At 71.2% G+C, this 22,163-nt stretch carries 18 protein-coding genes and 1 tRNA gene; 14 read left to right on the top strand and 5 right to left on the bottom strand.

Annotated elements, in window-relative coordinates:
* Window positions 1-86 precede the first annotated feature (86 nt).
* The 4 genes from ACIO1C_RS24430 to ACIO1C_RS24415 all read left to right on the top strand — a co-directional run bounded on the left by ACIO1C_RS24430 (window position 87) and on the right by ACIO1C_RS24415 (window position 3,761).
* Window positions 87-2,351, top strand: a complete 2,265-nt coding sequence (locus tag ACIO1C_RS24430; protein WP_401866793.1) for an ATP-dependent DNA helicase UvrD2 — start codon at window positions 87-89, stop codon at window positions 2,349-2,351.
* Window positions 2,352-2,513: 162 nt separating this feature from the next.
* On the top strand, window positions 2,514-2,894 hold the full coding sequence (locus ACIO1C_RS24425) for a hypothetical protein (protein ID WP_401866791.1): 381 nt from the start codon (window positions 2,514-2,516) through the stop codon (window positions 2,892-2,894).
* 172 nt (window positions 2,895-3,066) lie between these two features.
* Window positions 3,067-3,438 carry a WhiB family transcriptional regulator gene (locus ACIO1C_RS24420; RefSeq protein WP_327234585.1) on the top strand — a complete coding sequence of 124 codons (372 nt, stop codon included), beginning with the start codon at window positions 3,067-3,069 and terminating at the stop codon, window positions 3,436-3,438.
* Complete coding sequence (locus ACIO1C_RS24415) at window positions 3,435-3,761, top strand: hypothetical protein (protein WP_401866789.1); 327 nt, start codon at window positions 3,435-3,437, stop codon at window positions 3,759-3,761. The genes ACIO1C_RS24420 and ACIO1C_RS24415 overlap by 4 nt, the downstream gene beginning before the upstream one ends.
* An 87-nt stretch (window positions 3,762-3,848) precedes the next feature.
* Here the strand turns inward: ACIO1C_RS24415 and ACIO1C_RS24410 are convergent, their stop codons facing one another.
* Together ACIO1C_RS24410 and ACIO1C_RS24405 are read right to left on the bottom strand one after the other, a co-directional pair.
* Window positions 3,849-5,246, bottom strand: coding sequence for an ABC1 kinase family protein (locus tag ACIO1C_RS24410; protein WP_401866787.1), 1,398 nt, complete (start codon window positions 5,244-5,246; stop codon window positions 3,849-3,851).
* A 34-nt stretch (window positions 5,247-5,280) separates the two neighbouring features.
* On the bottom strand, window positions 5,281-6,429 hold the full coding sequence (locus tag ACIO1C_RS24405; RefSeq protein WP_401866785.1) for a TOMM precursor leader peptide-binding protein: 1,149 nt from the start codon (window positions 6,427-6,429) through the stop codon (window positions 5,281-5,283).
* Window positions 6,430-6,650: 221 nt separating this feature from the next.
* Here ACIO1C_RS24405 and ACIO1C_RS24400 point away from each other — a divergent pair, with 221 nt between their 5' ends.
* From ACIO1C_RS24400 to ACIO1C_RS24385, 4 genes are all read left to right on the top strand, one after another.
* A complete protein-coding gene (locus ACIO1C_RS24400; protein ID WP_401866783.1) occupies window positions 6,651-7,205 on the top strand; it encodes a M48 family metallopeptidase in 555 nt (184 codons plus the stop codon).
* Window positions 7,206-7,376: 171 nt separating this feature from the next.
* The gene (locus tag ACIO1C_RS24395; RefSeq protein WP_401866781.1) at window positions 7,377-9,008 is read left to right on the top strand and encodes a TerD family protein; all 1,632 of its coding nucleotides are present in this window, start codon (window positions 7,377-7,379) and stop codon (window positions 9,006-9,008) included.
* Between the two features lie 13 nt (window positions 9,009-9,021).
* Window positions 9,022-9,702 carry an AIM24 family protein gene (locus tag ACIO1C_RS24390; protein ID WP_401866779.1) on the top strand — a complete coding sequence of 227 codons (681 nt, stop codon included), beginning with the start codon at window positions 9,022-9,024 and terminating at the stop codon, window positions 9,700-9,702.
* Window positions 9,703-9,718: 16 nt separating this feature from the next.
* Window positions 9,719-10,477, top strand: a complete 759-nt coding sequence (locus ACIO1C_RS24385; protein WP_401866777.1) for an AIM24 family protein — start codon at window positions 9,719-9,721, stop codon at window positions 10,475-10,477.
* Between the two features lie 73 nt (window positions 10,478-10,550).
* Here the strand turns inward: ACIO1C_RS24385 and ACIO1C_RS24380 are convergent, their stop codons facing one another.
* Both ACIO1C_RS24380 and ACIO1C_RS24375 read right to left on the bottom strand, forming a co-directional pair.
* Entirely contained in the window at window positions 10,551-11,087 is a 537-nt protein-coding gene (locus ACIO1C_RS24380) for an NUDIX hydrolase (RefSeq protein WP_401866776.1), read from the bottom strand.
* Window positions 11,084-12,535: a zinc-dependent metalloprotease gene (locus tag ACIO1C_RS24375; RefSeq protein ID WP_401866774.1), complete on the bottom strand. Its 1,452-nt coding sequence runs from the start codon at window positions 12,533-12,535 to the stop codon at window positions 11,084-11,086. The genes ACIO1C_RS24380 and ACIO1C_RS24375 overlap by 4 nt, the downstream gene beginning before the upstream one ends.
* 276 nt (window positions 12,536-12,811) lie before the next feature.
* Between ACIO1C_RS24375 and ACIO1C_RS24370 the strand changes: the two genes are divergently transcribed.
* From ACIO1C_RS24370 to ACIO1C_RS24360, 3 genes are all read left to right on the top strand, one after another.
* On the top strand, window positions 12,812-13,924 hold the full coding sequence (locus ACIO1C_RS24370; RefSeq protein WP_401866772.1) for an SDR family oxidoreductase: 1,113 nt from the start codon (window positions 12,812-12,814) through the stop codon (window positions 13,922-13,924).
* Window positions 13,925-14,000: 76 nt separating this feature from the next.
* The gene (locus ACIO1C_RS24365) at window positions 14,001-14,468 is read left to right on the top strand and encodes a molybdenum cofactor biosynthesis protein MoaE (protein WP_401866771.1); all 468 of its coding nucleotides are present in this window, start codon (window positions 14,001-14,003) and stop codon (window positions 14,466-14,468) included.
* A 443-nt stretch (window positions 14,469-14,911) separates the two neighbouring features.
* Complete coding sequence (locus ACIO1C_RS24360; RefSeq protein ID WP_401866769.1) at window positions 14,912-16,000, top strand: PDZ domain-containing protein; 1,089 nt, start codon at window positions 14,912-14,914, stop codon at window positions 15,998-16,000.
* A 38-nt stretch (window positions 16,001-16,038) separates the two neighbouring features.
* Here the strand turns inward: ACIO1C_RS24360 and ACIO1C_RS24355 are convergent, their stop codons facing one another.
* Window positions 16,039-16,593, bottom strand: coding sequence for a PPA1309 family protein (locus ACIO1C_RS24355; RefSeq protein WP_401866768.1), 555 nt, complete (start codon window positions 16,591-16,593; stop codon window positions 16,039-16,041).
* A 176-nt stretch (window positions 16,594-16,769) separates the two neighbouring features.
* Between ACIO1C_RS24355 and ACIO1C_RS24350 the strand changes: the two genes are divergently transcribed.
* From ACIO1C_RS24350 to ACIO1C_RS24340, 3 genes are all read left to right on the top strand, one after another.
* Window positions 16,770-19,748 carry a UPF0182 family protein gene (locus tag ACIO1C_RS24350; RefSeq protein ID WP_401866766.1) on the top strand — a complete coding sequence of 993 codons (2,979 nt, stop codon included), beginning with the start codon at window positions 16,770-16,772 and terminating at the stop codon, window positions 19,746-19,748.
* A 77-nt stretch (window positions 19,749-19,825) separates the two neighbouring features.
* A tRNA-Met gene (locus ACIO1C_RS24345) sits at window positions 19,826-19,899 on the top strand.
* 194 nt (window positions 19,900-20,093) lie between these two features.
* Window positions 20,094-22,109: a tetratricopeptide repeat protein gene (locus ACIO1C_RS24340; protein WP_401866764.1), complete on the top strand. Its 2,016-nt coding sequence runs from the start codon at window positions 20,094-20,096 to the stop codon at window positions 22,107-22,109.
* Window positions 22,110-22,163: the final 54 nt, after the last annotated feature.

Genomic DNA, 22,163 nt, shown 5'->3' with positions numbered 1-22,163 from the left:
CGGTCCGGACCGTATTCGTATGACAGACGCGGCACAGCTGTGGACAACGGGAACAGCTGTCTCCGGCGACCTGACAGCATGGCGGGGTGACAGCAGCAACGCATTCCCCACTGTTCCCGCAGGACCCGCACGAGGGCCGGACCGCCGGTCCCGGTCAGATCGTCGACCCGCCGCGGGACGCCGACGCGGTGCTCGAAGGGCTCGACCCCGAGCAGCGCGAGGTCGCGACGGCCCTGCACGGCCCGGTGTGCGTGCTGGCCGGGGCCGGTACGGGCAAGACGCGCGCGATCACCCACCGGATCGCGTACGGCGTGCGGGCGGGGATCCTCCAGCCGGGCAGCGTGCTGGCCGTCACGTTCACCAACCGCGCCGCCGGCGAGATGCGCGGGCGGCTGCGCCAGCTCGGCGCGGGCGGGGTCCAGGCGCGTACGTTCCACTCGGCGGCGCTGCGCCAGCTCCAGTTCTTCTGGCCCAAGGTCGTCGGCGGTGAGATGCCGAGGCTGCTGGAGCGCAAGGTCCAGCTGGTCGCCGAGGCGGCGGCGCGCTGCCGGATCAGGCTGGACCGCAACGAGCTGCGGGACGTCACGGGCGAGATCGAGTGGGCGAAGGTCACCCAGACCGTGCCCGCGGACTATCCGGCGGCGGTCGCCAAGTCGCTGCGCGACGCCCCGCGCGACGCGGCCGAGATCGGCCAGGTCTACGGGATGTACGAACAGCTCAAGCGCGACCGCTCGGTGATCGACTTCGAGGACGTCCTGCTGCTGACGGTCGGCATCCTCCAGGACCGGCACGACATCGCCGACCAGATCCGCCGCCAGTACCAGCACTTCGTGGTGGACGAGTACCAGGACGTGAGCCCGCTCCAGCAGCGCCTCCTGGAGCTGTGGCTGGGGGACCGGGAGAGCCTGTGCGTCGTCGGCGACGCCAGCCAGACCATCTACTCGTTCACCGGCGCGACCCCGGACCACCTGCTGAACTTCCGCACGCGGCACCCGGGCGCCACGGTGGTGAAGCTGGTCCGTGACTACCGCTCCACCCCCCAGGTCGTCCACCTGGCCAACGGCCTGCTCAACCAGGCGCGCGGCCGGGCCGCCGAACACCGCCTGGAGCTGATCTCCCAGCGGGGGGCCGGCCCCGAACCGGTCTACACGGAGTACGCGGACGAGCCGGCGGAGGCCGAGACCACCGCCCGCCGGATCCGTGACCTGATCGCCGCGGGCGTCCCGGCGGGCGAGATCGCCGTGCTGTACCGGATCAACGCCCAGTCGGAGGTCTACGAACAGGCCCTGGCGGACGTGGGGGTGGCGTACCAACTGCGCGGCGCGGAGCGCTTCTTCGAACGCAAGGAAGTACGGGAAGCGGGCGCCGCCCTGCGCAGCGCGGCCCGCTTCGGGGGCAACGACGCGGTGCTCGACGACGTGGTCGAGCTGCCCTCGCAGGTGCGTGCGGTGCTCTCGACGTCGGGGTGGACCACCGAGCCCCCGACGGGCTCCGGCGCGGTCAGGGACCGCTGGGAGTCGCTCGCCGCGCTGGTGCGGCTGGCCGAGGACTTCGTACGGGCCAAGCCGTCCGCGACGCTCTCCGACCTGGTGGCCGAGCTGGACGAGCGCGCGGCCGCCCAGCACGCGCCCACCGTGCAGGGCGTCACGCTCGCGTCGCTGCACTCGGCCAAGGGCCTGGAGTGGGACGCCGTGTTCCTGGTCGGGCTCACCGAGGGCATGATGCCGATCACCTACGCGAAGACGGACGAACAGGTCGAGGAGGAGCGCCGTCTCCTCTATGTCGGCGTCACCCGCGCGCGGGTGCACCTCTCTCTCTCCTGGGCGCTCTCCCGCTCGCCCGGCGGCCGGGCCTCCCGGCGTCCCTCGCGCTTCCTCAACGGACTGCGGCCGGGCTCCGCGGTGCCGGGCAGCAGGCGCGCCGGCGCGGGACAGGGCGGGTCCTCCGAGCGCCCCGGCGCGGGCGGCACTGTGGGTGGGGCCCTGGGCGGGGCCGCGGGCGCGCGGCGCAAACGGCGCGGCCCCGTGCTCTGCCGGGTGTGCGGGAAGACGCTCACCGAGGCGGGCGAGATGAAACTGACGCGCTGCGAGGACTGCCCGTCCGACATGGACGAGGCGCTGTACGAGCGGCTGCGCGACTGGCGCGCCGGGCAGGCCAAGCGGCTGGGCCAGCCGGCCTATTGCGTCTTCACCGACAAGACGCTTATGGCGATCGCCGAGGCGGTGCCGGGCAGCGAGGGGGAGTTGACCGGGATCGCCGGGGTCGGCGGCCGGAAGCTGGACCGGTTCGGCGCCGACGTACTGGCCATCTGCGCAGGTGAAGAGGTTGAGGGCGGTCCGGAGGACGAGTGAAGGAAAATCGACGGGAAAATAGTTTGCGCCCGCCCCGGGAATCCCCATAGGTTCTTAACCACGGGAACAAGAGCTTCACGAAGCTCTCTCCCCGTGCTCTACTTGTCCATACGCATGACTGGCTCCGGCCGGTCCCAGAGACGCCGAGAGGAGGCGATTCCAGTGTCCAGGATTTTTGAGATCAAGACCGGTACCACCGTTGTCAACACCGGCGGCTCCGCTGTCAGCACCGTCAAAATGACCGATCTGCTGGTCGCCTCCGTGTGCTCGCTCGACGTGTCGCGTATCGAACTGAACGGCAATGGTCTGCCCGGCGTCTCCTCCGTCGTGCCGTCCGCCGGCTTCGCGGGTCTTCCCGTCCTGCCGGTGGCACGCGATGAGCGACCGATCCAGGCACTGGAAGCAGGAGCGGCAGCGGTGGAGGCCCAGGCCTACGCCTACGCGGCGGCCAGTGCCGAGACCGGACGGCAGACGAGCAAGACGACCAAGCACCACAAGATGTGGGCCTTCCGTGGGCCTGAACCCTGGAGTGATCCAGCCTGATCCACCATCAGGCCGGCGCCTTCAGGGCCGCGGAACCCCACCCGGGATCCGCGGCCCTTCTGTTTGTCCCGAACGGGACGGACGGAGCGAAGGGGCCTCGGGATTGAGAACAACAGGTACCAGCCGCAGCCCGGCCGACCGGCCGGAACGACCAGACGAGGAATCACACCCCGTGCAACTCGAAGCGCACGCCCCGTCCGTACCGCCTTCCGAAACGATCCCCCCGCCCGGCCTCACGGAGGACTCCACCTTGATCCCCCTCACCGCGCTCACCGCGCTCGACGACGCCATCGAGAACCTCGGCGTACCCGTTCCGTGCCGTGCCTACGACCCGGAGGTCTTCTTCGCGGAGTCCCCGGCCGACGTCGAGTACGCCAAGGCGCTCTGCCGCACCTGCCCGCTGGTCGAGGCCTGCCTCGCCGGGGCCAAGGAGCGCCGCGAGCCCTGGGGCGTCTGGGGTGGCGAGCTCTTCGTCCAGGGCGTGGTCGTGGCCCGCAAGCGGCCCCGCGGCCGTCCGCGCAAGAACCCGGTCGCAGCGGCATGACCATCAGCGGAACCATCGACCGTCCCTACACGCACGATCCCAAGAAGCAGGCTCCGATGACCTCTTCCCTGCGTGAGCCCACCGGCTCCGCGGCCCCAGCCGTCAGCAGCACCACCGACGCGGACGACTCGCGTCAGAACAGGACCCGCGAAATGCAACTCATTCCAGAAGCCATGGCTCGTGTCCATATGGCGGACCGCATGCGTGAAGCCGACGCGGAACGCCGGGCCGTGCGCCTGGTCGCCGCCCGTCGGATGCAGCGCCGCGCCGAGCGCGTCTCGATGCGCGCCCGCCGCGCGCTGGCCATGGCGGTCATGCAGTAACAGACCCACCGCTCCACAGCACATCAGTACGCGGTGAGTCCCAGGAAACGGGGGGCCGGTCCTCAGGACCGGCCCCCCGTCGTCACGTCACGTCTCGTCCGGCCCGGCCTCTTCGGCGGTGCCGTCCTCGGCGGCGTCCTCTTCTTCCTCGTCCGGCAGGAAACCGGGCAGCCAGTCCTCCAGCTCGTCCCGCAGCCGCACGGTCGCGTTCAGCTGGCAGAGCACGCCGATGGTGCTCAGCGTGACGCGGTGGATCAGCAGATAGGCGGGCGGCAGATTCAACTGCCTGCCCAACTGGTGGGCGGGCGACCGGGGATCGGCGATCCTGGCGGCCTGGTTGCGCATCCAGCTCCGGGTGAACGTGAACTCATCAGCCGCCGCCGGCTCGATGATCGGCAGCAGATAGTCCAGCACCGCGTCCGGGTCGAGATCGATGGACTCCTTGACGAACCCGTCCTCACGCAGCAGGTCGTACACCCCCTCCGCGTCCCCCTCCAGCGTCATCCGCAGCGCGTAGCCGATGGTGTCGGGCAGCCCGCCGGGCAGCCGGTCGACCGTCCCGAAGTCGAGCACCCCCAGCCGGTACTCGCCGTCCTCCACGCCCTCCTCCGGGGGCAGCAGCCGGAAGTTCCCCGGATGCGGGTCCGCGTGCAGCAGACCCGTACGCGCGGGACCCGAGAAGAGGAAGCGGGCCAGCAGCTGGCCGGCGCGGTCCCGCTCCTCGGCGGAACCACCGGAGATCACGTCCGCCAGCGGCTTTCCGTCGATCCACTCGGTGATCAGCACCTGCTCGCTCTGGTGCACCACGTCGGGCACCAGCACATCGGGATCGTCCGCGAACTCCGCCGCGTGCTCCCGCTGCGACTCGGCCTCCAGCGCGTAGTCCAGCTCCTCGGAGACCCGGTCGCGCATCTCGGTGATCAGCGGCTTCATGTCCATGCCCGGGATCAGCGGCCCCAGCAGCCGGACGAACCGGCTCAGCTGGGTCAGGTCCGACAGCAGGGCCTCCCCGGCGCCCGGATACTGCACTTTGACCGCGACGATCCGGCCGTCGTGCCACACCGCCCGGTGCACCTGCCCGATCGACGCCGCCGCCGCGGGCTTCTCCTCGAACTCCAGGAACAGCTCGCGCCAGTCCTCGCCCAGCCGCTCGGTCAGCACGGCGTGCACCGTGCTGCTCGGCATCGGGGGCGCCGCCTCCTGGAGCTTGGTCAGCGCCGCCCGGTAGGGCCCGGCGACCTCCTCGGGCAGCGCGGACTCGAAGACGGACAGCGCCTGCCCGAACTTCATCGCACCGCCCTTCAGCTCCCCGAGGACCTTGAAGAGCTGGTCCGCCGTGCGCTGCTGCAACTCCTTGGAGACGATCTCCGCGGACTTCCCGCCGATCCGTCTGCCCAGGCCCCAGGTGGCCCGTCCCGCGAAACCGATTGGCAGCGCCGCCAGCTTCGCGGTGCGGGTGACCGCCTTCCGGGGAAGATCAGACATCAAGCCCTCCAGACAGCCATGCCGCGTACGGCGGTTACCCAGTCATTGTGTCGTGCTGTGGCAAGGCTTCCGCCAGGCGCTCCCCCTCCTGTCGCCCGGCCGCCCCGCAGGGGCATTCCGGATGGGGTGCCATCCGGCGTGACCGCCAGTCGAGCTGGGGAAGTGACACCTCCCATCGTGCACCTGTCGTGGCCGGCAGTTCACCATCCAGGAACGACAGGGCGTGCGCCGCCGCCAGTCCCGCCACTGTCGTGGCCAGTCCGGCATCGCAGGCCTGCGCCCCCGCGGCCCCCCGCCCGGACCGCCACTGGGCCAGCAGCCGGGGCCACCCCGGGTCCAGGTCCGCCCGCTCCAGCGCCAGGCACCCCGCGCACGCCGAGCCGCCCGGCAGCACCAGCGGCCCCACCACACCCGTGGCCTCGATCACGCCCGCGTACAGATGCGGCGTCCCCGAGGCGATCCAGGCCTCCGCCACCACCGGATCGGGGGCGTGGACCGCCAGGCCGTCCCGCGGCGCCACGACCACCAGGGCCAGCGGCGGCTCCCCGCCGGCCGGCGACCACGCCCGCTCCGCCTCCCTCGGCGCCCGGCCCGGCGCCGACCGCCGCACCAGCTGCCGGGCCGCCGTGTCTCTCCGTTCCCCCACGGACCCGTACGGCAGCCCGCCCGGCGCCACATCGCCCTCCTGGGTGAACCCGCCGTCCAGCACATCCACCCGCCCCACCCCGGCCGCCGCGAGCACCGCCGCCACGGCCGCCCCGACCCGCCCGGCGCCCCTGACCTGGACCCGCAGCGCCCGCCGCGCCGCCATCCGCGCCATCCCCGCCCCCGGCTCCCGGTGGATGACGGAGAGCGACGCCAGGTCGGGCCGCAGCCGCTCCACCACCCCCGCCCGCTCCCGCAGCGCGTCCGCCGCCGCGCCACCCCCCGCCGGGTCGTCCAGCACCCCCGCCGCGGCCAGCCGCTCCACCAGCGCGTCCGCCCGGCCGTCCGGCAGCCCGATCGCCCGCGCCTCCTCCCGCAGCAGCGGCAGCCCCCGCGTCCCGTCCAGCAGCTCCAGGAAGCTCCCCGTCGCGGTGTCGACCGGCCCCACCAGCACCGCGTGCGCCCGGGTCACCCCGAACTGGACCGTCTGCCGCTCCCGCCAGGCCCGCCGCAGCGCGGGCTTCACCCTCGGATGCATCTCGCCGTCCCCCGTTCCTTTCCGGCTCCCCGAACTCCGTCCCCGCCCTGTTTCCCGCTCGTCCAGCTGTTTCCAGAATGCAAGGAACCGCATCCCGGCGCGAAAAGTTATCCACAGGCGTGGGATATCAGTCGTTCAAATGGTGGACGCCACTCAGTGGATCAAGAAAGGACCGACCCGGAGGCGGGACTTCCCGCACACACAGCGGGTAACGTCGTGGCGTGTCCGCCGATCCCTCACCCCGCCTCACGGCGACGAGCGCCGTCGAGGTGCGCCGGAGCGCCCGCAGGAGCCGGACCGTGTCGGCGTACCGCGAGGGCGACCGGACGATCGTGCTCATTCCCGCCCGCATGTCGGAGGCGGAGGAGCGGCGCTGGGTGACGGTGATGCTCGACAAGCTCGCCGCCCAGGAGAGCAAGCGGGTCATCGGCGACGAGGCGCTGATCGAGCGGGCCGAGCGGCTGTCCGCCCAGTACTTCGAGGGCCGTGCCCGGCCGGTGTCGGTCCGGTGGGTGACCAATCAGAACACCCGCTGGGGCTCGTGCACCCCCGCCGAGGGGAGCATCCGCCTCTCGCACCGGCTCCAGGGCATGCCGGAGTACGTCGTCGACTACGTCCTCGTCCATGAGCTGGCGCACCTGCTGGTCCCGGGCCACGGGCCGCGCTTCTGGCGGCTGCTGGAGTCCTATCCCCGTACCGAACGCGCCCGCGGCTATCTGGAAGGCGTCGTGGCGGCGGACCGGCTGCCCCATTCGCCGTCGACCCGCGACGACTGAACGCCCTTTGAACACCCTGGGGCGGCCGATCACCGTGGAGACGGCTGATCATCCTTGATCCGCGTCTCTGCCCGATCCTGTACCGAATGCGTACCGGCTTGGTCCAATGTCGGACACAGCCGTTAGCCTGACGCGACGTATTTCATTCGGGATGGGGGACGGTCGTTACGCATGGCGAGGGAATTCCAACGCGGGCACAAGGCCAAGATCAGTGATCTCACTCCGGGGACGGATCTGTACGTAGGTGTGCAGATCGCCGCTCCCGGGCTGAGCTTCGACATCAGCTGTTTCGGCCTCGACGCCGACGAACAGCTTTCGGACGACCGCTACTTCATTTTCTTCAACCAGCCGAAGTCCCCCGAGGAATCAGTCCAGTTGCTGGGCGCGCAGGCGGGCGACACCGAGTCGTTCCGCGTGACACTCGACCGGATCCCGGCGACCATCCACAAGCTCTCGTTCACCGCCACCATCGACGGCGCCGGACAGATGTCCCAGGTCGCCCCGGGATACATCCGCATCGTCGCGGGCGGTGAGGAAGTGGTCCGGTACGCGTTCAACGGCTCGGAGTTCACCACCGAACGCGCCGTGATGCTCGGCGACTTCTACCTCAAGGACGTATGGCGCTTCGCCGCCGTCGGCCAGGGCTTCGACGGCGGACTGGACGCGCTGCTCAAGAACTTCGGCGGCGAGGTCGCCGAGGAGGAGCCCGCCGCGCCCCAGCCGCAGGCCGGCGGCCCCGCGCCGTCGTTCGCCCCGCCGTCGTTCGCGCCCCCGCCGGGTGGCGCCCCCGCCCCGTCCTTCGGCGCACCGCCCGCGGCCCCGGCGCCCCAGGCCCCGCCGCCCGCGCCCTCGTTCGGCGCCCCGGCCGGACCTCCCGCCCCCGCGCCGACCCCTCCGCCCGTGCACGCGGCCCCCACGCTCATGGCGCCGATGTCCCCGCCGGGCGGCACCGTACCCCCGCCGCCCGCGCCGTCCCCGTACGGACAACCGCCCCAGCCTCCGCAGTTCGGCCAGCCGCCCCAGCCACCGCAGTTCGGCCAGGTGCCGGGCCAGGCCGCCGGTCAGATCCCGGGCCAGGTCCCGCCGCCCGGCCCGCCCCAGGGCCTTCCCCAGGGTGTCCCGCAAGGCGTCCCCCAGGGCGGAGCCGGCCTGACAGCGGCCCTCCAGCCGTACAAGGAACTGGCCACCGGCCAGCGCTGGACCCCGCAGAACGGCCAGCTCATGCGGGTCGACCTCGCCATGGGCGGTACGCCGGTCCTCGCCCGCCAGGGCAGCATGGTCATGTATCAGGGCAAGGTCGAGTTCGGCCACAAGGGCGCGGGCTTCGCGGGCCGGATCGTCGGCAACGCGACCGGCCAGGAGATGCAGCTGATGCGCTGCTCAGGCCGGGGCCAGGTGTTCCTCGCCGAGGACGCCGCGCACCTCCACCCCATCGAACTCCAGGGCGACGGCATCTGCGTCTCCGCGGAGAACGTGCTCGCCTTCGACGAGGGCCTTCAGTACGAGGTCCGCCGTATCGAGGGCCACGGCATCCCCGGCGGCGCGCTGTTCACCATGCAGTTCCAGGGCACGGGCACCGTCGTCGTCAAGACGCACGGCACCCCGGTGGTCCTGCCCGTCACCCCGACGACCTTCGCCGACTGCAACGCCGTCGTCGCCTGGTCGTCCGCCTCCCAGGTGATCATCTCCAGCCAGGTCAGGCTGCGCCGCAACGCGTACCCGGGCCACAGCGGGGAGACCGTGAACCTCCAGTTCCGGGGCGCCCCCGGCAACTTTGTCATTGTCCAGCCGTACGAGGTCTGAGGGAGCCCGGACTATGAACCAGCAGCTCGCGGGCTACGCCCCCACCCCCATCGCGGCCCGGATGGAGAACCACGGCCGCGCCATGCTCAAGGTCGCGATGGCCTCGGGACAGGATCTCTTCGCCCGTACCGGCTCGATGGTCGCCTACGAAGGCTTCATCCAGTACGAGCCCAACCCGCCGGCCCTGCGCCAGGTCGCCTCCCAGTGGGTGACCGGCGAGGCCGCGCCGCTCATGAAGTGCGCCGGTGACGGCCTGCTCTACCTCGCCGACTACGGCGCGGACGTCGTCGTGATCAATCTCAACAACGACGCGCTCTCGGTCAACGGCAGCAACCTGCTCGCCTTCGACGCCCACCTCCAGTGGGGCGTCGAGAAGGTCAAGGGCATGGCCAAGTTCGCCGGCCAGGGCCTTTGGAATGTGCAGATCTCCGGGAGCGGCTGGGTCGCCCTGACCTCGCGCGGCACCCCGATCGTCGTCGACTGCGGCCGGGGCGAGGACGAGACGTACGTGGACCCGGACGCGCTCGTCGCCTGGTCACCGGCGCTCAAAGTGAAGGGCAAGCGCAGCTTCAAGGCCTCCGCCCTGGTCGGCAGGGGCAGCGGAGAGGCCTACCAGATGGCCTTCTCGGGCCAGGGAATCGTGGTCGTACAGCCGAGCGAGGACAGCACCGACCGCCTGCGGATCCGGGGCTGAGGGGGAGCAGGGAACCATGCAGAGTCCGCTTTTCGCATATACGGAACAGCAGTCCCAGGACCGCTACGTCGTGCAGAACCCGCAGCTGCTGCGGGTCGCCCTGACCGGCCAGGACGACGTCCTCGCCCGCAAGGGCGCGATGGTGGCGTACCAGGGACTGATGGACTTCGACGGTGAGTACCAGTCGGGCAGCCAGCGGCGCGCCAGGGCGCGTACGGGCGAGGGCCTCGACCTCATGCGCTGCTCCGGGCAGGGCACGGTCTATCTCGCCAACCTCGCGCAGTACATCCACGTCGTGGACGTGGAGCACGACGGCATGACCGTCGACAGCGCCTACGTCCTGGCGCTCGACTCCGCGCTGCACACCGAGGTCATCGCGGTGGACAGCCAGTACGGCATCTCCGGCTCCGGCAAGTACCAGCTGAACATCTCGGGCCGGGGCAAGGTCGCGCTGATGACCTCGGGCCAGCCGCTGATGTTGCAGGTCACGCCGGACAAGTACGTCAACGCGGACGCCGACGCGGTGGTCGCGTGGTCGACGTCGCTACGGGTCCAGATGCAGGCGCAGACCCATTCGTCGGGCGTCACCCGGCGGCGCGGCAGCACCGGCGAGGGCTGGGAGCTGAGTTTCCTGGGACAGGGGTTCGCGCTGGTCCAGCCCAGCGAGGTCATGCCGCCGCAGAACGCGGGGATCGGCCAGGGCGTCGCAGCGCAGTTCGGCGTGGGCGCCCAGGGCGCCCACGCCCAGAACCAGGGCAACGCCTGGAGCCGTTAGGGCCTGTCCACCGGGCTGAGGTGACAGACGGAAGGGGGCGTCCTCCCAAGGAGGACGCCCCCTTCCGTCACACTCAGGCTCCGAGCGCCGCCCTGGTGCGCTCGATCAGCCTCAGCACCGAGCCGTCCGCCACCTTCGCGGCCTCCTCGAAGCCGAACCAGCGCAGGTCCAGGGACTCGTCACTGATCCGCTCCAGCGCCCCGGCCGGCGCCGGCGCCGCGTACTGGACGTCGAGGTGCCAGTTGCACGGCGCCGGAATCGGGTGCCGGTCCAGCTGTACGGGTCCCACGGGCAGCAGCGTCAGGTCCGGGATCCCGGACTCCTCCGTGGCCTCCCGGAGCGCCGCCCCCGCCAGCGTCTTGTCGGAGGGCTCGCAGTGGCCGCCCATCTGGAGCCACATGTTCAGCTTCCGGTGCAGGGTGAGCAGCACCTTCCCCCGCTCCGGGTCGATCACCAGCGCGCTGGCCGTCACGTGCCCGGCCTCGCACGCCTTCCACATCCCGTCCGGATGAGCCGCCAGATGGTCCAGGTAGAGCCCGCGCAACTCCTCCTGACCGCCCCGGGAGTCGTATTCCTTCAGTACGAGAACTGCGTCGTGGTGCAGGCTCACTTGTCGGGGTTGTCCTCGTCGTTCCCGGCGGGCTCGTCCGGCTCCGCATCGTGCTTCTTCAGATCCGGCTTGCCGCCCGCCGCCTCACCGAGCATCTTGTCCAGCTCGGAGAAGTCCAGCTGCTCGTGGTGGACAAAACCGTCGGGATCGTCCAGGTCCGAGGCCGTCGGCAGGTTGTCCGGGTGCTCCCACAGCGCGTCCCGGCCGTCGGCCCCCCGCGCGTCCGTGAGCGAGGCCCACAGCCGAGCGGCGTCCCGCAGCCTGCGCGGGCGCAGCTGGAGCCCGATGAGCGTGGCGAAGGTCTGCTCGGCGGGACCGCCCGAGGCACGCCGCCTGCGCAGCGTCTCGCGCAGCGCGTCGGACGCCGAGAGCCGGTCCTTCGCGGCCTCGTGCACCACCGCGTCGACCCAGCCCTCCACCAGCGCCAGAGCCGTCTCCAGACGGGCCAGGGCGGCCTTCTGCTCGGGCGTGTCCTCCGGCTGGAACATGCCGGACTGGAGCGCCTCCTGGAGCTCCTCCGGATTGGCCGGGTCGAACTGGCCGACCACGTCCTCCAGCTTGCTGGTGTCGACCTTGATCCCGCGCGCGTACGCCTCGACCGCGCCGAACAGATGCGACCGCAGCCACGGCACATGCGTGAAGAGCCGCTGGTGGGCGGCCTCGCGCAGGGCCAGATACAGCCGGACCTCGTCCTTGGGGACGCCCAGGTCCTTCGTGAACGCCTCGATGTTCAGCGGCAGCAGCGCCGCCTTGCCGACCGGCGCCAGCGGGAGCCCGATGTCCGTCGAGCCGACCACCTCGCCCGCGAGCACGCCCACGGCCTGTCCGATCTGCTGGCCGAACATGGCGCCTCCCATGGAGCGCATCATGCCGATCAGCGGACCCGCCACATCACGCATCTCCTCGGGCAGCACGTCGCCCATGGCGGCGCCCACCCGCTCCGCGACCGGGTCCACGAGCTGCTGCCACGCGGGCAGCGTCGCCTCGACCCACTCCGCGCGGCTCCACGCCACGGCCGTGTGGGCCCCGGAGGGCAGGGACGTCACGCCGTCCAGCCACAGGTCGGCCAGCCGCACCGCCTCGTTGACCGCCGAGCGGTCGGAGGGGCCGACGCTCGCGTCCTTCGTCCCGTCGGAGGTGCCCTGCGCGACCGTCTGGCGCGCGATCTGCTTGGCCATGTCCCAGTTCACGGGACCGCCCTCGTAGCTGAGCATCTGGCCGAGCTGCTGGAAGGCCGCCCCCAGGTCGTTCGGGTTCAGAGAACCGAACATCGCGGCGAACGGATTGTCTCCGCCGCCCGCGCCGCCCGGCAGGCCGAACCCGAAGTTCCCGAAGGGATTGCCGGGACCACCGGCACCCTGACCACCTCCGGCGGGGTCCTTCTTCTTGCCGTCGCCGTCCTCCGGCTCCTCCGGCGGAAGGCCGAATCCGAATGGAGAGTCACTCACGGGGTTCCTCGGCTCGTAGGGCCGGCGGCTTCTCGCCGACGGCGGCTGCCCGACTACACACCCAGCCTAAGACCGACCGGCACCTGGGGCGTCGGTCTGAGCGGCACGGCGTCAGCAGGCTGATCTGCGGACCGCCACCGCCTCGAACTGCGCCGACACCCGGGCGGCTTCCGGGCTCGGTGCTGAGTCGGCCGACGGTCTGCGGCAGGATGGACATCACCTGGTACGGACGCGTGCGTTCACATCCGTACTGAAGACAACCGCTGGAGACGCCCGGTGAGTTCCCCAGATCCGCAGGTTCGCGCAGCGCGAAACCGATCGACTCCGACCCCGTCCCGAGGCCCGGTCGTCGCGGTCACCGGCGCCGCCTCCGGCGTCGGTGACCTGCTCACCCGCCGTCTGGCGGCCTCGGAGGAGATCAAACAGGTCGTCGCCCTCGACGAGCGCCGCGGGGACGTGCCGGAGGCCCAGTGGCACATCCTCGACATCCGCGACCCGGCCATCGCCGAGAAACTGCGCGGGGTGGACGTCGTCGTGCACCTCGCGCTCGACCTGGATCTGGAGACCGACGCCGCCGCCCGTACCGCGTACAACGTGCGCGGCACCCAGACCGTCCTGACGGCGGCGGCCGCCGCCGGCGTCCACCGGGTCGTGCTCTGCACCTCCGCCATGGTCTACGGGGCGCTGCCCGACAACGGCATCCCGCTCTCCGAGGACGCCGAGCTGCGCGCCACGGCCGAGGCCACGGGGGTCGGCGATCTCCTGGAGATCGAGCGGCTCGGCCGCAGGGCGCCCCGCGCGCACCCCGGGCTCCATGTCACGGTCGTCCGGCCCGCCGTCCTCGTCGGCGGTACGGACACGGCCCTCACCCGCTACTTCGAGTCGCCCCGGCTGCTCGTCGTCGCGGGCTCCCGCCCCACCTGGCAGTTCTGCCACGTCGAGGACCTGGTCAGCGCGCTGGAGTACGCCGCTCTCGAAAAGGTCGACGGCGAGCTGGCGGTGGGCTGCGACGGCTGGCTGGAGCAGGAGGAGGTCGAGGAGCTGAGCGGGATCCGCCGGATGGAGCTGCCGTCGGCGGTCGCCCTGGGCGCCGCGGCCCGCCTGCACCGCATCGGGCTCACCCCCTCGCCCGCCGGTGACCTCGCGTACACGATGCATCCCTGGGTGGTCAGCGTCAGCCGGCTGCACGACGCGGGCTGGCGGGCCACCTGGACGAACGAGGAGGTCCTGGCCGCCCTGCTGGCGGAGGTCGAGGGGCGCCACACGGTCGCGGGCCGCCGGCTCGGCCGCAAGGACGCCACCGCGGCGGGCGCGGCGGGGGCGACGGTGGCCCTGCTCGGCACGGCCGCGCTGGTACGCCGGGCCCGCAAGGCCCGCCGCCGCATCTAGCCAGTCGTACGGCCGGGCGCGCCGCCCAGCGGAAGACGGCTTCCACCATGCGGTCTTGTACGGCACGATGGGCGGTATGGCGACCACTCCCACCCACCCCGGTGAGCAGACGGCACAGGACCCGATCCGGCTGCTGGCGATACGCGACACCCCTCTGAGCGTGGACGAGGTCTTCCACGCGGTCGGGGACGACGCCGCCGGCGGCACCGCCCTGTTCGTCGGTACGGTGCGCAACCACGACGGCGGCGCGGACGTGGACGCGCTCGGCTACACCGGCCACCCGTCGGCCGAGGAGGAGCTGCGCCGCGTCGCGGAGAAGGTCGTGGCCGACTTCCCGGTGCGCGCGCTGGCCGCCGTCCACCGGGTGGGCGATCTGGCGGTCGGCGATCTGGCGGTGGTCGTGGCCGTCTCCTGCCCGCACCGGGCCGAGGCGTTCGAGGCCTGCCGCAGGCTGATCGACGACCTCAAGCGCGAGGTTCCCATCTGGAAACACCAGACCTATTCCGACGGGACCGACGACTGGGTGGGGGCGCGGAACGACTGAATCCGGTTCCGGATGCGCCCGCCGACCCGCGGGCGGGCCCCCGCGGACGGGTCGGCGGGGCCCAAACCGGTCGGGCACCCGTACGGCCCGATTTGCGTAACCGGTGCCCTGCCCGGAGCGTTGGACCAGCAGATGGTTAATCTGCTGATCGGTCGGTCGCAGGCGCTGCGAACGCTCATGGGGGTCGGGAGGTCCGAATGGCCGCACTCACCTGGTTGCTCATTCCACTTTTTGCCGCGGTAGGTGCCGCGATATGGGGAAGCTGGGCCCAGAGGAACCGCACGACGGGAGACATAGCCACGCTCAACGGCTACGCACGGTTCCGTGACGCGATGGAAAAGGTACATTCCGGCTCAGGACCGGCCTGACGACGACGGCCGGGGGCTCCTCGTACGGACCGGCCCCAGGGGTGCACTGACAGACCCTTCCCGTACTGTCGTTCCATGCCACGGCGCACCGCGACCATGCTCGCTTCCACCCTCGCCCTCATCGGGTTGCTCTGCGCGGGCCTGCTGCTCCCCGTGCCGTACGCGGAGATGAGCCCCGGGCCGACGGTGAACACCCTCGGTGAAGCGCGTGGCGAGCCGGTGTTGCAGGTGTCGGGGCACAAGACGTACCCGACGTCGGGTCATCTGAACATGACGACGGTCCGGGTGACCGGAGCCGATTACAGGATGAACGTCGTCGAAGCGGTGTACGGCTGGCTGGCACACGACAACGTCGTGGTGCCGCACGACACCCTCTACCCGGACGGCAAGACGGAAGAGCAGTCCACACAGGAGAACGCCGAGGAGTTCAGCCAGTCCCAGGAGAGCGCCAAGGTCGCCGCCCTGGAGGAGCTGAACATCCCGGTCACCTCTTGGATCATCGTCGCGTCCGTCGTCAAGGACAGCCCCGCCGAGGGCACACTGCACGCCGGGGACGTCATCAAGGCGGTGGACGGCTCCCCCGTGAAGGACCCGGCGGACGTCGCCAAGCTCGTCACCAAGCACCGGCCGGGCCAGGACGTCGTCTTCACGGTGGTCCCCGCCAAGGACGCGAAGGCGGCCGAGAAGGCCGGCAAGGAGCCGACGGGCACCAAGGACGTCACCATCACCACCAAGAAGTCCGACGACGGCGACCGCGCGATCGTCGGCATCCAGGCCGGGACCGACCACACGTTCCCGTTCACGGTCGACATCAAGCTCGCCGACGTCGGCGGGCCGAGCGCCGGGCTGATGTTCGCCCTCGGCATCGTCGACAAGCTCACCCCCGGCTCCCTCACGGGCGGCAAGTTCGTCGCCGGTACGGGCACGATCGACGACCAGGGCAAGGTCGGCCCCATCGGGGGGATCGAGATGAAGCTTGTCGGCGCGCGCGACGCGGGCGCCGGGTACTTCCTCACCCCGGCGGAGAACTGCGCCGCCGCGGCCTCGGACATCCCCGACGGGCTCACGCTGATCAAGGTGAAGACCATCGCCGACGCCAAGACGTCCTTGGACAAGGTCCGCTCGGGGGACACGGCCGGCCTGCCGAGCTGTTCGGCAAGCTGACCGGCCGCGCCACCGTCACAGCGGGTCGGACCGGGTGATTACGCCTCGAAGGTGGCGGACAGTGCCTCGGCCAGGCCCGGGACCAGGCCGGAGCCGGTGAGGACCTCGGTCGGCGAGTCCTTCTCGCGCAGCCGCAGCGCCGAGTCCCGCGCGCCGTCACGCAGCACCGCCACCGTCATCCGTACCTCCTGACGGTCGGGGTGGGAGGCGACCCAGTCGGCCAGGCCGGCCTCGTCGAGGCCGTCCGGGACGGACGCCTCCGCGGACGGCGGCAGCATCAGCCGCTCGACGGTCATCGCGCAGCCCGCCACCGCCCCGGGCCACGCGATCGTGGCGAGGAACTCGTCCAGCGGGGTGCCGGCCGGGATCTCGTCCTGCTCGATAGGGGTGAGGGGCGCGGTCGCGTCGCCGTCGTCGAGGCCCAGCTGGGCCGCGAGCTCCGGCTCGTCGGTGCGCAGCCGGGCGGTGTCGACGAGGGCGAAGAGCCGGGCCGGCTGGTCCCAGCCGAGCCCCGCCGCGTACTCGTCGATTTCGAGGACCGCGCGGGTCAGCGGGCTCGCGGCCATGGGGGTACCTGAGGAAACGTTGGACATGGCCGATATCCTGCCCCCTCGGGGACCGCGGACGGGAACTAGGTAAAGCCTCAGTAAGTTGCATGAGTGGGTCCTACGATCGCGGGACCGCTGCAAGGCTGATCCGTTCGACGCTGATTTTAACGACGCTGATCCATACGACCGCGAACTTCGAGGTGCGCACGTTGGCTTTCCAGATGCCGGACCGCGGCGCAGGCCCCGCCGGGCCACGGATGAGAGTGGCCCGCCCGTCCCGGCGTGTCCGGACCCTGCTCATGACGCTGGGGGTGCTGGCCGTACTGGCCATGCTCTTCGTCATGTTCGCCGGGTTCTGGACCGACTGGCTCTGGTACCGCTCGGTCGATTACTCATCGGTTTTCACCACCACGCTCTGGACCAAGGTCGGACTGTTCGCGGTCTTCGGCCTGTTGATGGCCGCCGCCGTCGGGTTCAACATCTGGCTGGCGCACCGGCTGAGGCCGCCGCTGAGCGCCATGTCGATGGAGCAGCAGAACCTCGACCGTTACCGGATGGGTATCGCCCCGTACAAGAAGTGGGTGCTTCTCGCGATCACGGCCCTCGTCGGGCTGATCGCCGGAGCGTCCGCCTCGGGCCAGTGGCGTACGTGGCTGATGTACGTCAACGGGGTGTCCTTCGGGCAGAAGGACCCGCAGTTCCACCTGGACGTGTCCTTCTACGCGTTCGACCTGCCGTGGTACCGCTTCCTGCTGGCCTTCGGCTTCGCGGCCGCCGTGCTCTCCGTGATCGCCGCCGCCGTGACCCACTACCTGTACGGCGGGCTGCGGGTGACGAGCCCGGGAGCGCGCGCGACCGGCGCCGCCACCGGCCACCTCTCCGTGCTGATCGGCGTCTTCGTCTCGCTGAAGGCCGTGGCGTACTGGCTCGACCGGTACGGACTGGCCGTGAAGTCCAGTGACTTCAAGGCGGCGGACAACTGGACGGGTCTGCGGTACGTGGACGCCAACGCGTACCTGCCGGCGAAGACGATCCTGTTCTGCATCGCCGTGATCTGCGCGGTGCTGTTCTTCTCGACCATCTGGCGCCGCACGTGGCAGCTGCCGGTGATCGGCTTCGGCCTGCTGGTGCTGTCGGCGGTCCTCATCGGCGGCCTCTACCCGGCGATCGTGCAGAAGTTCCAGGTCGAGCCGAACGAGCAGGCCAAGGAAGCGCCGTACATCAAGAAGAACATCGACGCGACGCGCACCGCGTACGGCATCGCGGACGCCGATGTGCAGGACTACTCGGGGCAGAGCGATCCGGCGAAGCGGACCGACCAGCGCAAGGCGGCCGACTCCGCGGCCAGTTACCGGCTGGTCGACCCGAACGTGGTCTCGCCCGCGTTCCAGCAGATCCAGCAGGAGCGCAAGTACTACCAGTTCCCGGCGACGCTCGACGTGGACCGCTACGCGGGCGCGGACGGCAAGCCGCAGGACACGGTCATCGGCCTGCGCGAGCTGAACATCAACGGTATCCCCAAGAGCAACTGGATCAACGATCACTTCACGTACACCCACGGGTACGGTGCGATCGCGGCCAAGGGCACGGCCCCGGTGATGTCGAACGACAACGGGAAGACGATCGGCGCCCCCGACTTCACCGAGTCGGGTCTGCCGACGACCGGCGGGCTCCCCACGTACGAGCAGCGGATCTACTACGGCGAGAAGACCGAGCAGTACTCGATCGTCGGGGGCCCGCAGAAGGAGCTCGACTACGAGAAGAACGGCGAGAAGACGACGAGCTACGCCGGCAAGAGCGGCGTGGACCTCTCGAACCCGGTGAACCGCGCGGCGTACGCCGTGGCGTTCAGCGAGCCGCAGATGATCTACTCCGGTGCCATCGGCGAGGGTTCGCGGATCCTGTACAACCGGACGCCGAAGGACCGGGTCGAGGCGGTCGCCCCCTGGCTGACCATCGACGGCGACGCCTACCCGGCGGTGGTCAAGGGGCGGATCCAGTGGATCGTCGACGCCTACACCACGACCAACGGCTACCCCTACGCGTCGCGTACGACGCTGGGGGACACGACGGCCGACTCGCTGACCGACAACCAGCGCGCGGTCGTGGCGCAGCAGAATCAGGTCAACTACATCCGGAACTCGGTGAAGGCGACCGTCGACGCCTACGACGGCAAGGTCACGCTCTACCAGTGGGACACCGAGGACCCGGTCCTCAAGACCTGGATGAAGGCCTTCCCCGGCACGGTGAAGCCCAAGGCGGACATCGACCCGGACCTGCTGGCGCACCTGCGCTACCCGCAGGACATGTTCAAGGTGCAGCGCGAACTGCTCACCCGCTACCACGTCACCAACGCCTCGCAGTTCTACAGCGGCAGTGACGCGTGGCAGGTGCCGGACGACCCGACCAACAAGGACAGCAGTGCGGTTCCGCCGTACTACCTGAGCCTCAAGATGCCGGGCCAGACGGACCAGCGGTTCTCGCTGACGACCACCTTCACGCCCAACGGGCGCCCCAACCTGGGGGCGTTCATGGCGGTGGACGCGGACGCGACCAGTCCGGACTTCGGCAAGATCAGAGTCCTGAGAGTGACCTCCAACGTCCAGGGTCCACAACAGGTCCAGAGCGAGCTGAACGGTGTCGACAAGGTCGCCGAGTTCGTACGGAACCTGAGAGGCACCGACTCGGACATCGAGTACGGAAATCTCCTGACGGTGCCGCTCGACGGAGGGTTCCTCTACATCGAGCCGGTGTACGCGCGCGGTGGCAGCGCCAACTACCCGCTGCTCAAGATGGTGGCCGCCTCCTACGGAGGAGGCAAACCGGTCTTTGAGGAGAGCCTGACCCAGGCGCTCAACGCGGTGTTCGGTACGGAGGGCTCCCAGCCACCGTCGACCACGCCACCACCGCCGGGCGACACCACCAAGCCGCCGCCCACCGGCAGCACGGCGCTCAAGCAGGCCATCGCCGACGCCCAGAAGGCGTACGACGAGGGTCAGGCGGCGCTCGCGAAGCAGGACTGGACGGCGTACGGCAAGGCCCAGGACGAGCTCCAGGCGGCGCTCAAGCGGGCCGCCGAGGCGGACGCGACGGCCGGCACGTCGGAGAAGCCGGGCGACAAGCCGTCCGGCTCGGCGTCGGGGAAGCCCGGTGACAAGCCCTCGGGCTCGTCCACGGAGAAGCCGTCAACCGGAACGTGAGCCGGTGAGCCTCGCGAGCCCCCTGAGTGACTGAGAAAGCGTCACCCCCGCGTCGTGGTACGGTTGGGACACAACGACGCGGGGTGGAGCAGCTCGGTAGCTCGCTGGGCTCATAACCCAGAGGTCGCAGGTTCAAATCCTGTCCCCGCTACGCGAAGTCAAGGGCCCGGATCCTTCTAGGATCCGGGCCCTTGACGTGTGCCGCCGCCACCTGTGTCTCAGGTAGGCCGCGTTGGTTCCCCATCGGGTTTGACTTGTCTCTCTGTGGGCAAGTCGACAAAACGCAACGATGACCTCTCCGGCCGCGATATACCAGCTGTACGTGGGTGGACAGGTGGTGCGACGATGGTATTTATGGGGGATAGGGCAACTCTGTTGGAGACAGGGCGGTTTGTGCAGCAACACGAGGCCTCGGACGCCGAGGCGGAAGCGCGTCACCGCCGCGCCGCCGAGAACGGCGACACCGCGTCGATGAGCGTGCTCGGCGCCCTGCTGCTGCGCCGTGGCGACCTCGACGCCGCCGAGCCCTACCTGCGCGCCGCGACCGCCGAGGGCGAGCGTGCCGCCGCCAACAACCTGGGTGTCCTGCTCCACCAGCGCGGCTATGTCGAGGAGGCGGCGGGCTGGTGGCGGATCGCCGCCGTCGCCGGATCCGCCGCCGCCGCCCACGCCCTCGGCCGCCACTACCGCGAGCGCGGCGACGAGCCCGCCGCCGAGTACTGGCTGCGCCAGTCCGCCGAGCAGGGCCACGCCCTCGGCGCCTACGCGCTCGCCGACCTGCTGGAGCACCGCAGCGACGTCGGCGCCGAGCGCTGGCTGCGCGCCGCCGCCGAGCAGGGGCACCGCGAGGCGTCGTACCGGCTGGCCCGCGCGCTGGAGCGCCGGGCCAAGGAGAGCGCGCGCTCCGGCGCGGACGTCGTCTACAGCAGCAACAGGGGCCAGTACGAGACCGGTACGGGCCGGCCGGTCCCCCCGGGCGCCCGGGGCTCCGCCGCGCCCTCCCCGCCGCGTGCGGACCGCGCTGACCGCACGGACCGCGCAGTCCGCCTCGATCGCACGGACCGCGCCGACGGTCTCGACCGTCTCGACCGCCTCGACCGGCCGGGCCGCCCCGGCCGCCAGGACCGCCGTGCCGGGGCCGACGGGCCGACGCTGATCAGCGAGGCGGCGCAGTGGTACCAGCAGGCCGCCGCACGCGGCCACCGCCGTGCGGCCCTGCACCTCGGCGCGATCCTGGAGAAACGCGGCGAGCTCAAGGAGGCCGGCCGCTGGTACCTGACCGCCGCCAAGGACGGCGAGGCCAGGGCCGCCTGCGCGCTGGGCTTCCTGCTGCGAGACGCCGGGGACGAGGAGAGCGCGGCCGTCTGGTGGCTGCGCGCCGCCCAGGACGGGGACGGCAACGCCGCCAACGCCCTCGGCGCGCTCCACGCCGCCCGCGGCGAGCCGCAGACCGCCGAGCGGTGGTACCGCGCCGCGATGGACGCGGGCGACGTCAACGGCGCGTACAACCTCGGGCTCCTCTGCGCCGCCCAGGACCGTACCGTCCAGGCCGAGCAGTGGTACCGCCGCGCCGCCTACGCGGGCCACCGCGAAGCCGCCAACGCGCTCGCCGTCCTGCTCCTCCAGGCCGACGACGCGACCGGCGCCGAGCCCTGGTTCTCCAAGGCCGCCGAGGCGGGCAGCGTGGACGCCGCGTTCAACCTGGGCATCCTGCACGCGGGCCGCGACGAGGACCGTACGGCCCTGCGGTGGTACGAACGCGCGGCGGCGGCCGGGCACACGGAAGCGGCCCTCCAGGTGGGCATCGCCTACCTGCGGGACGGCGACGAGCAGTCCGCCGAGCGGCACCTGCGCTGCGCCGCGGGCGGCGGCAGCGCCGAGGCCGCCTTCCGGCTGGCCACGGTGCTCGACGCGCGCCGGCCGCCCCCGGGGCCGCCCGCGCTCGGGGAGACGTATCCGGAGAAGAGCGAGTGCGAGCAGTGGTACGAGCGCGCCGCCGAGCAGGGCCACCGCCGGGCGCAGGTGCGCGTCGGCATGCTCGCGGCGGGCCGCGGGGACATGACCGACGCCGCCCGCTGGTACCGCGAGGCCGCCGAGGCGGGCAGCCGGAACGGCGCCTTCAACCTCGGCCTCCTACTGGCCCGTGAGGGCGGCGAGCGGGAGGCGGCCCTGTGGTGGACCCGGGCCGCGCAGGCCGGGCACGGCCGGGCCGCGCTGCGCCTCGCGCTGCTCGCGGCCCGCCGGGGCGAGCTGACCGAGGGGCAGCGCTGGTGCGCCCGCGCCGTCGAGCTGGGCCCCTCGGAGGTGTCGGAACGGGCGGCGCGGCTGCGCGAGGCACTCCACCAGGAGCTGACGGCGTGAGCCCGGCGGAGGTCATTTGCGCTGGTCGACGCCTTGACGTAATGTTCAGTTCAA

The organism is Streptomyces sp. NPDC087420 (assembly GCF_044744165.1).
GTDB lineage: Bacteria > Actinomycetota > Actinomycetes > Streptomycetales > Streptomycetaceae > Streptomyces.
Note: the sequence above shows the minus strand (reverse complement) of the source record. Positions and strands in the feature narration are given on the sequence as shown.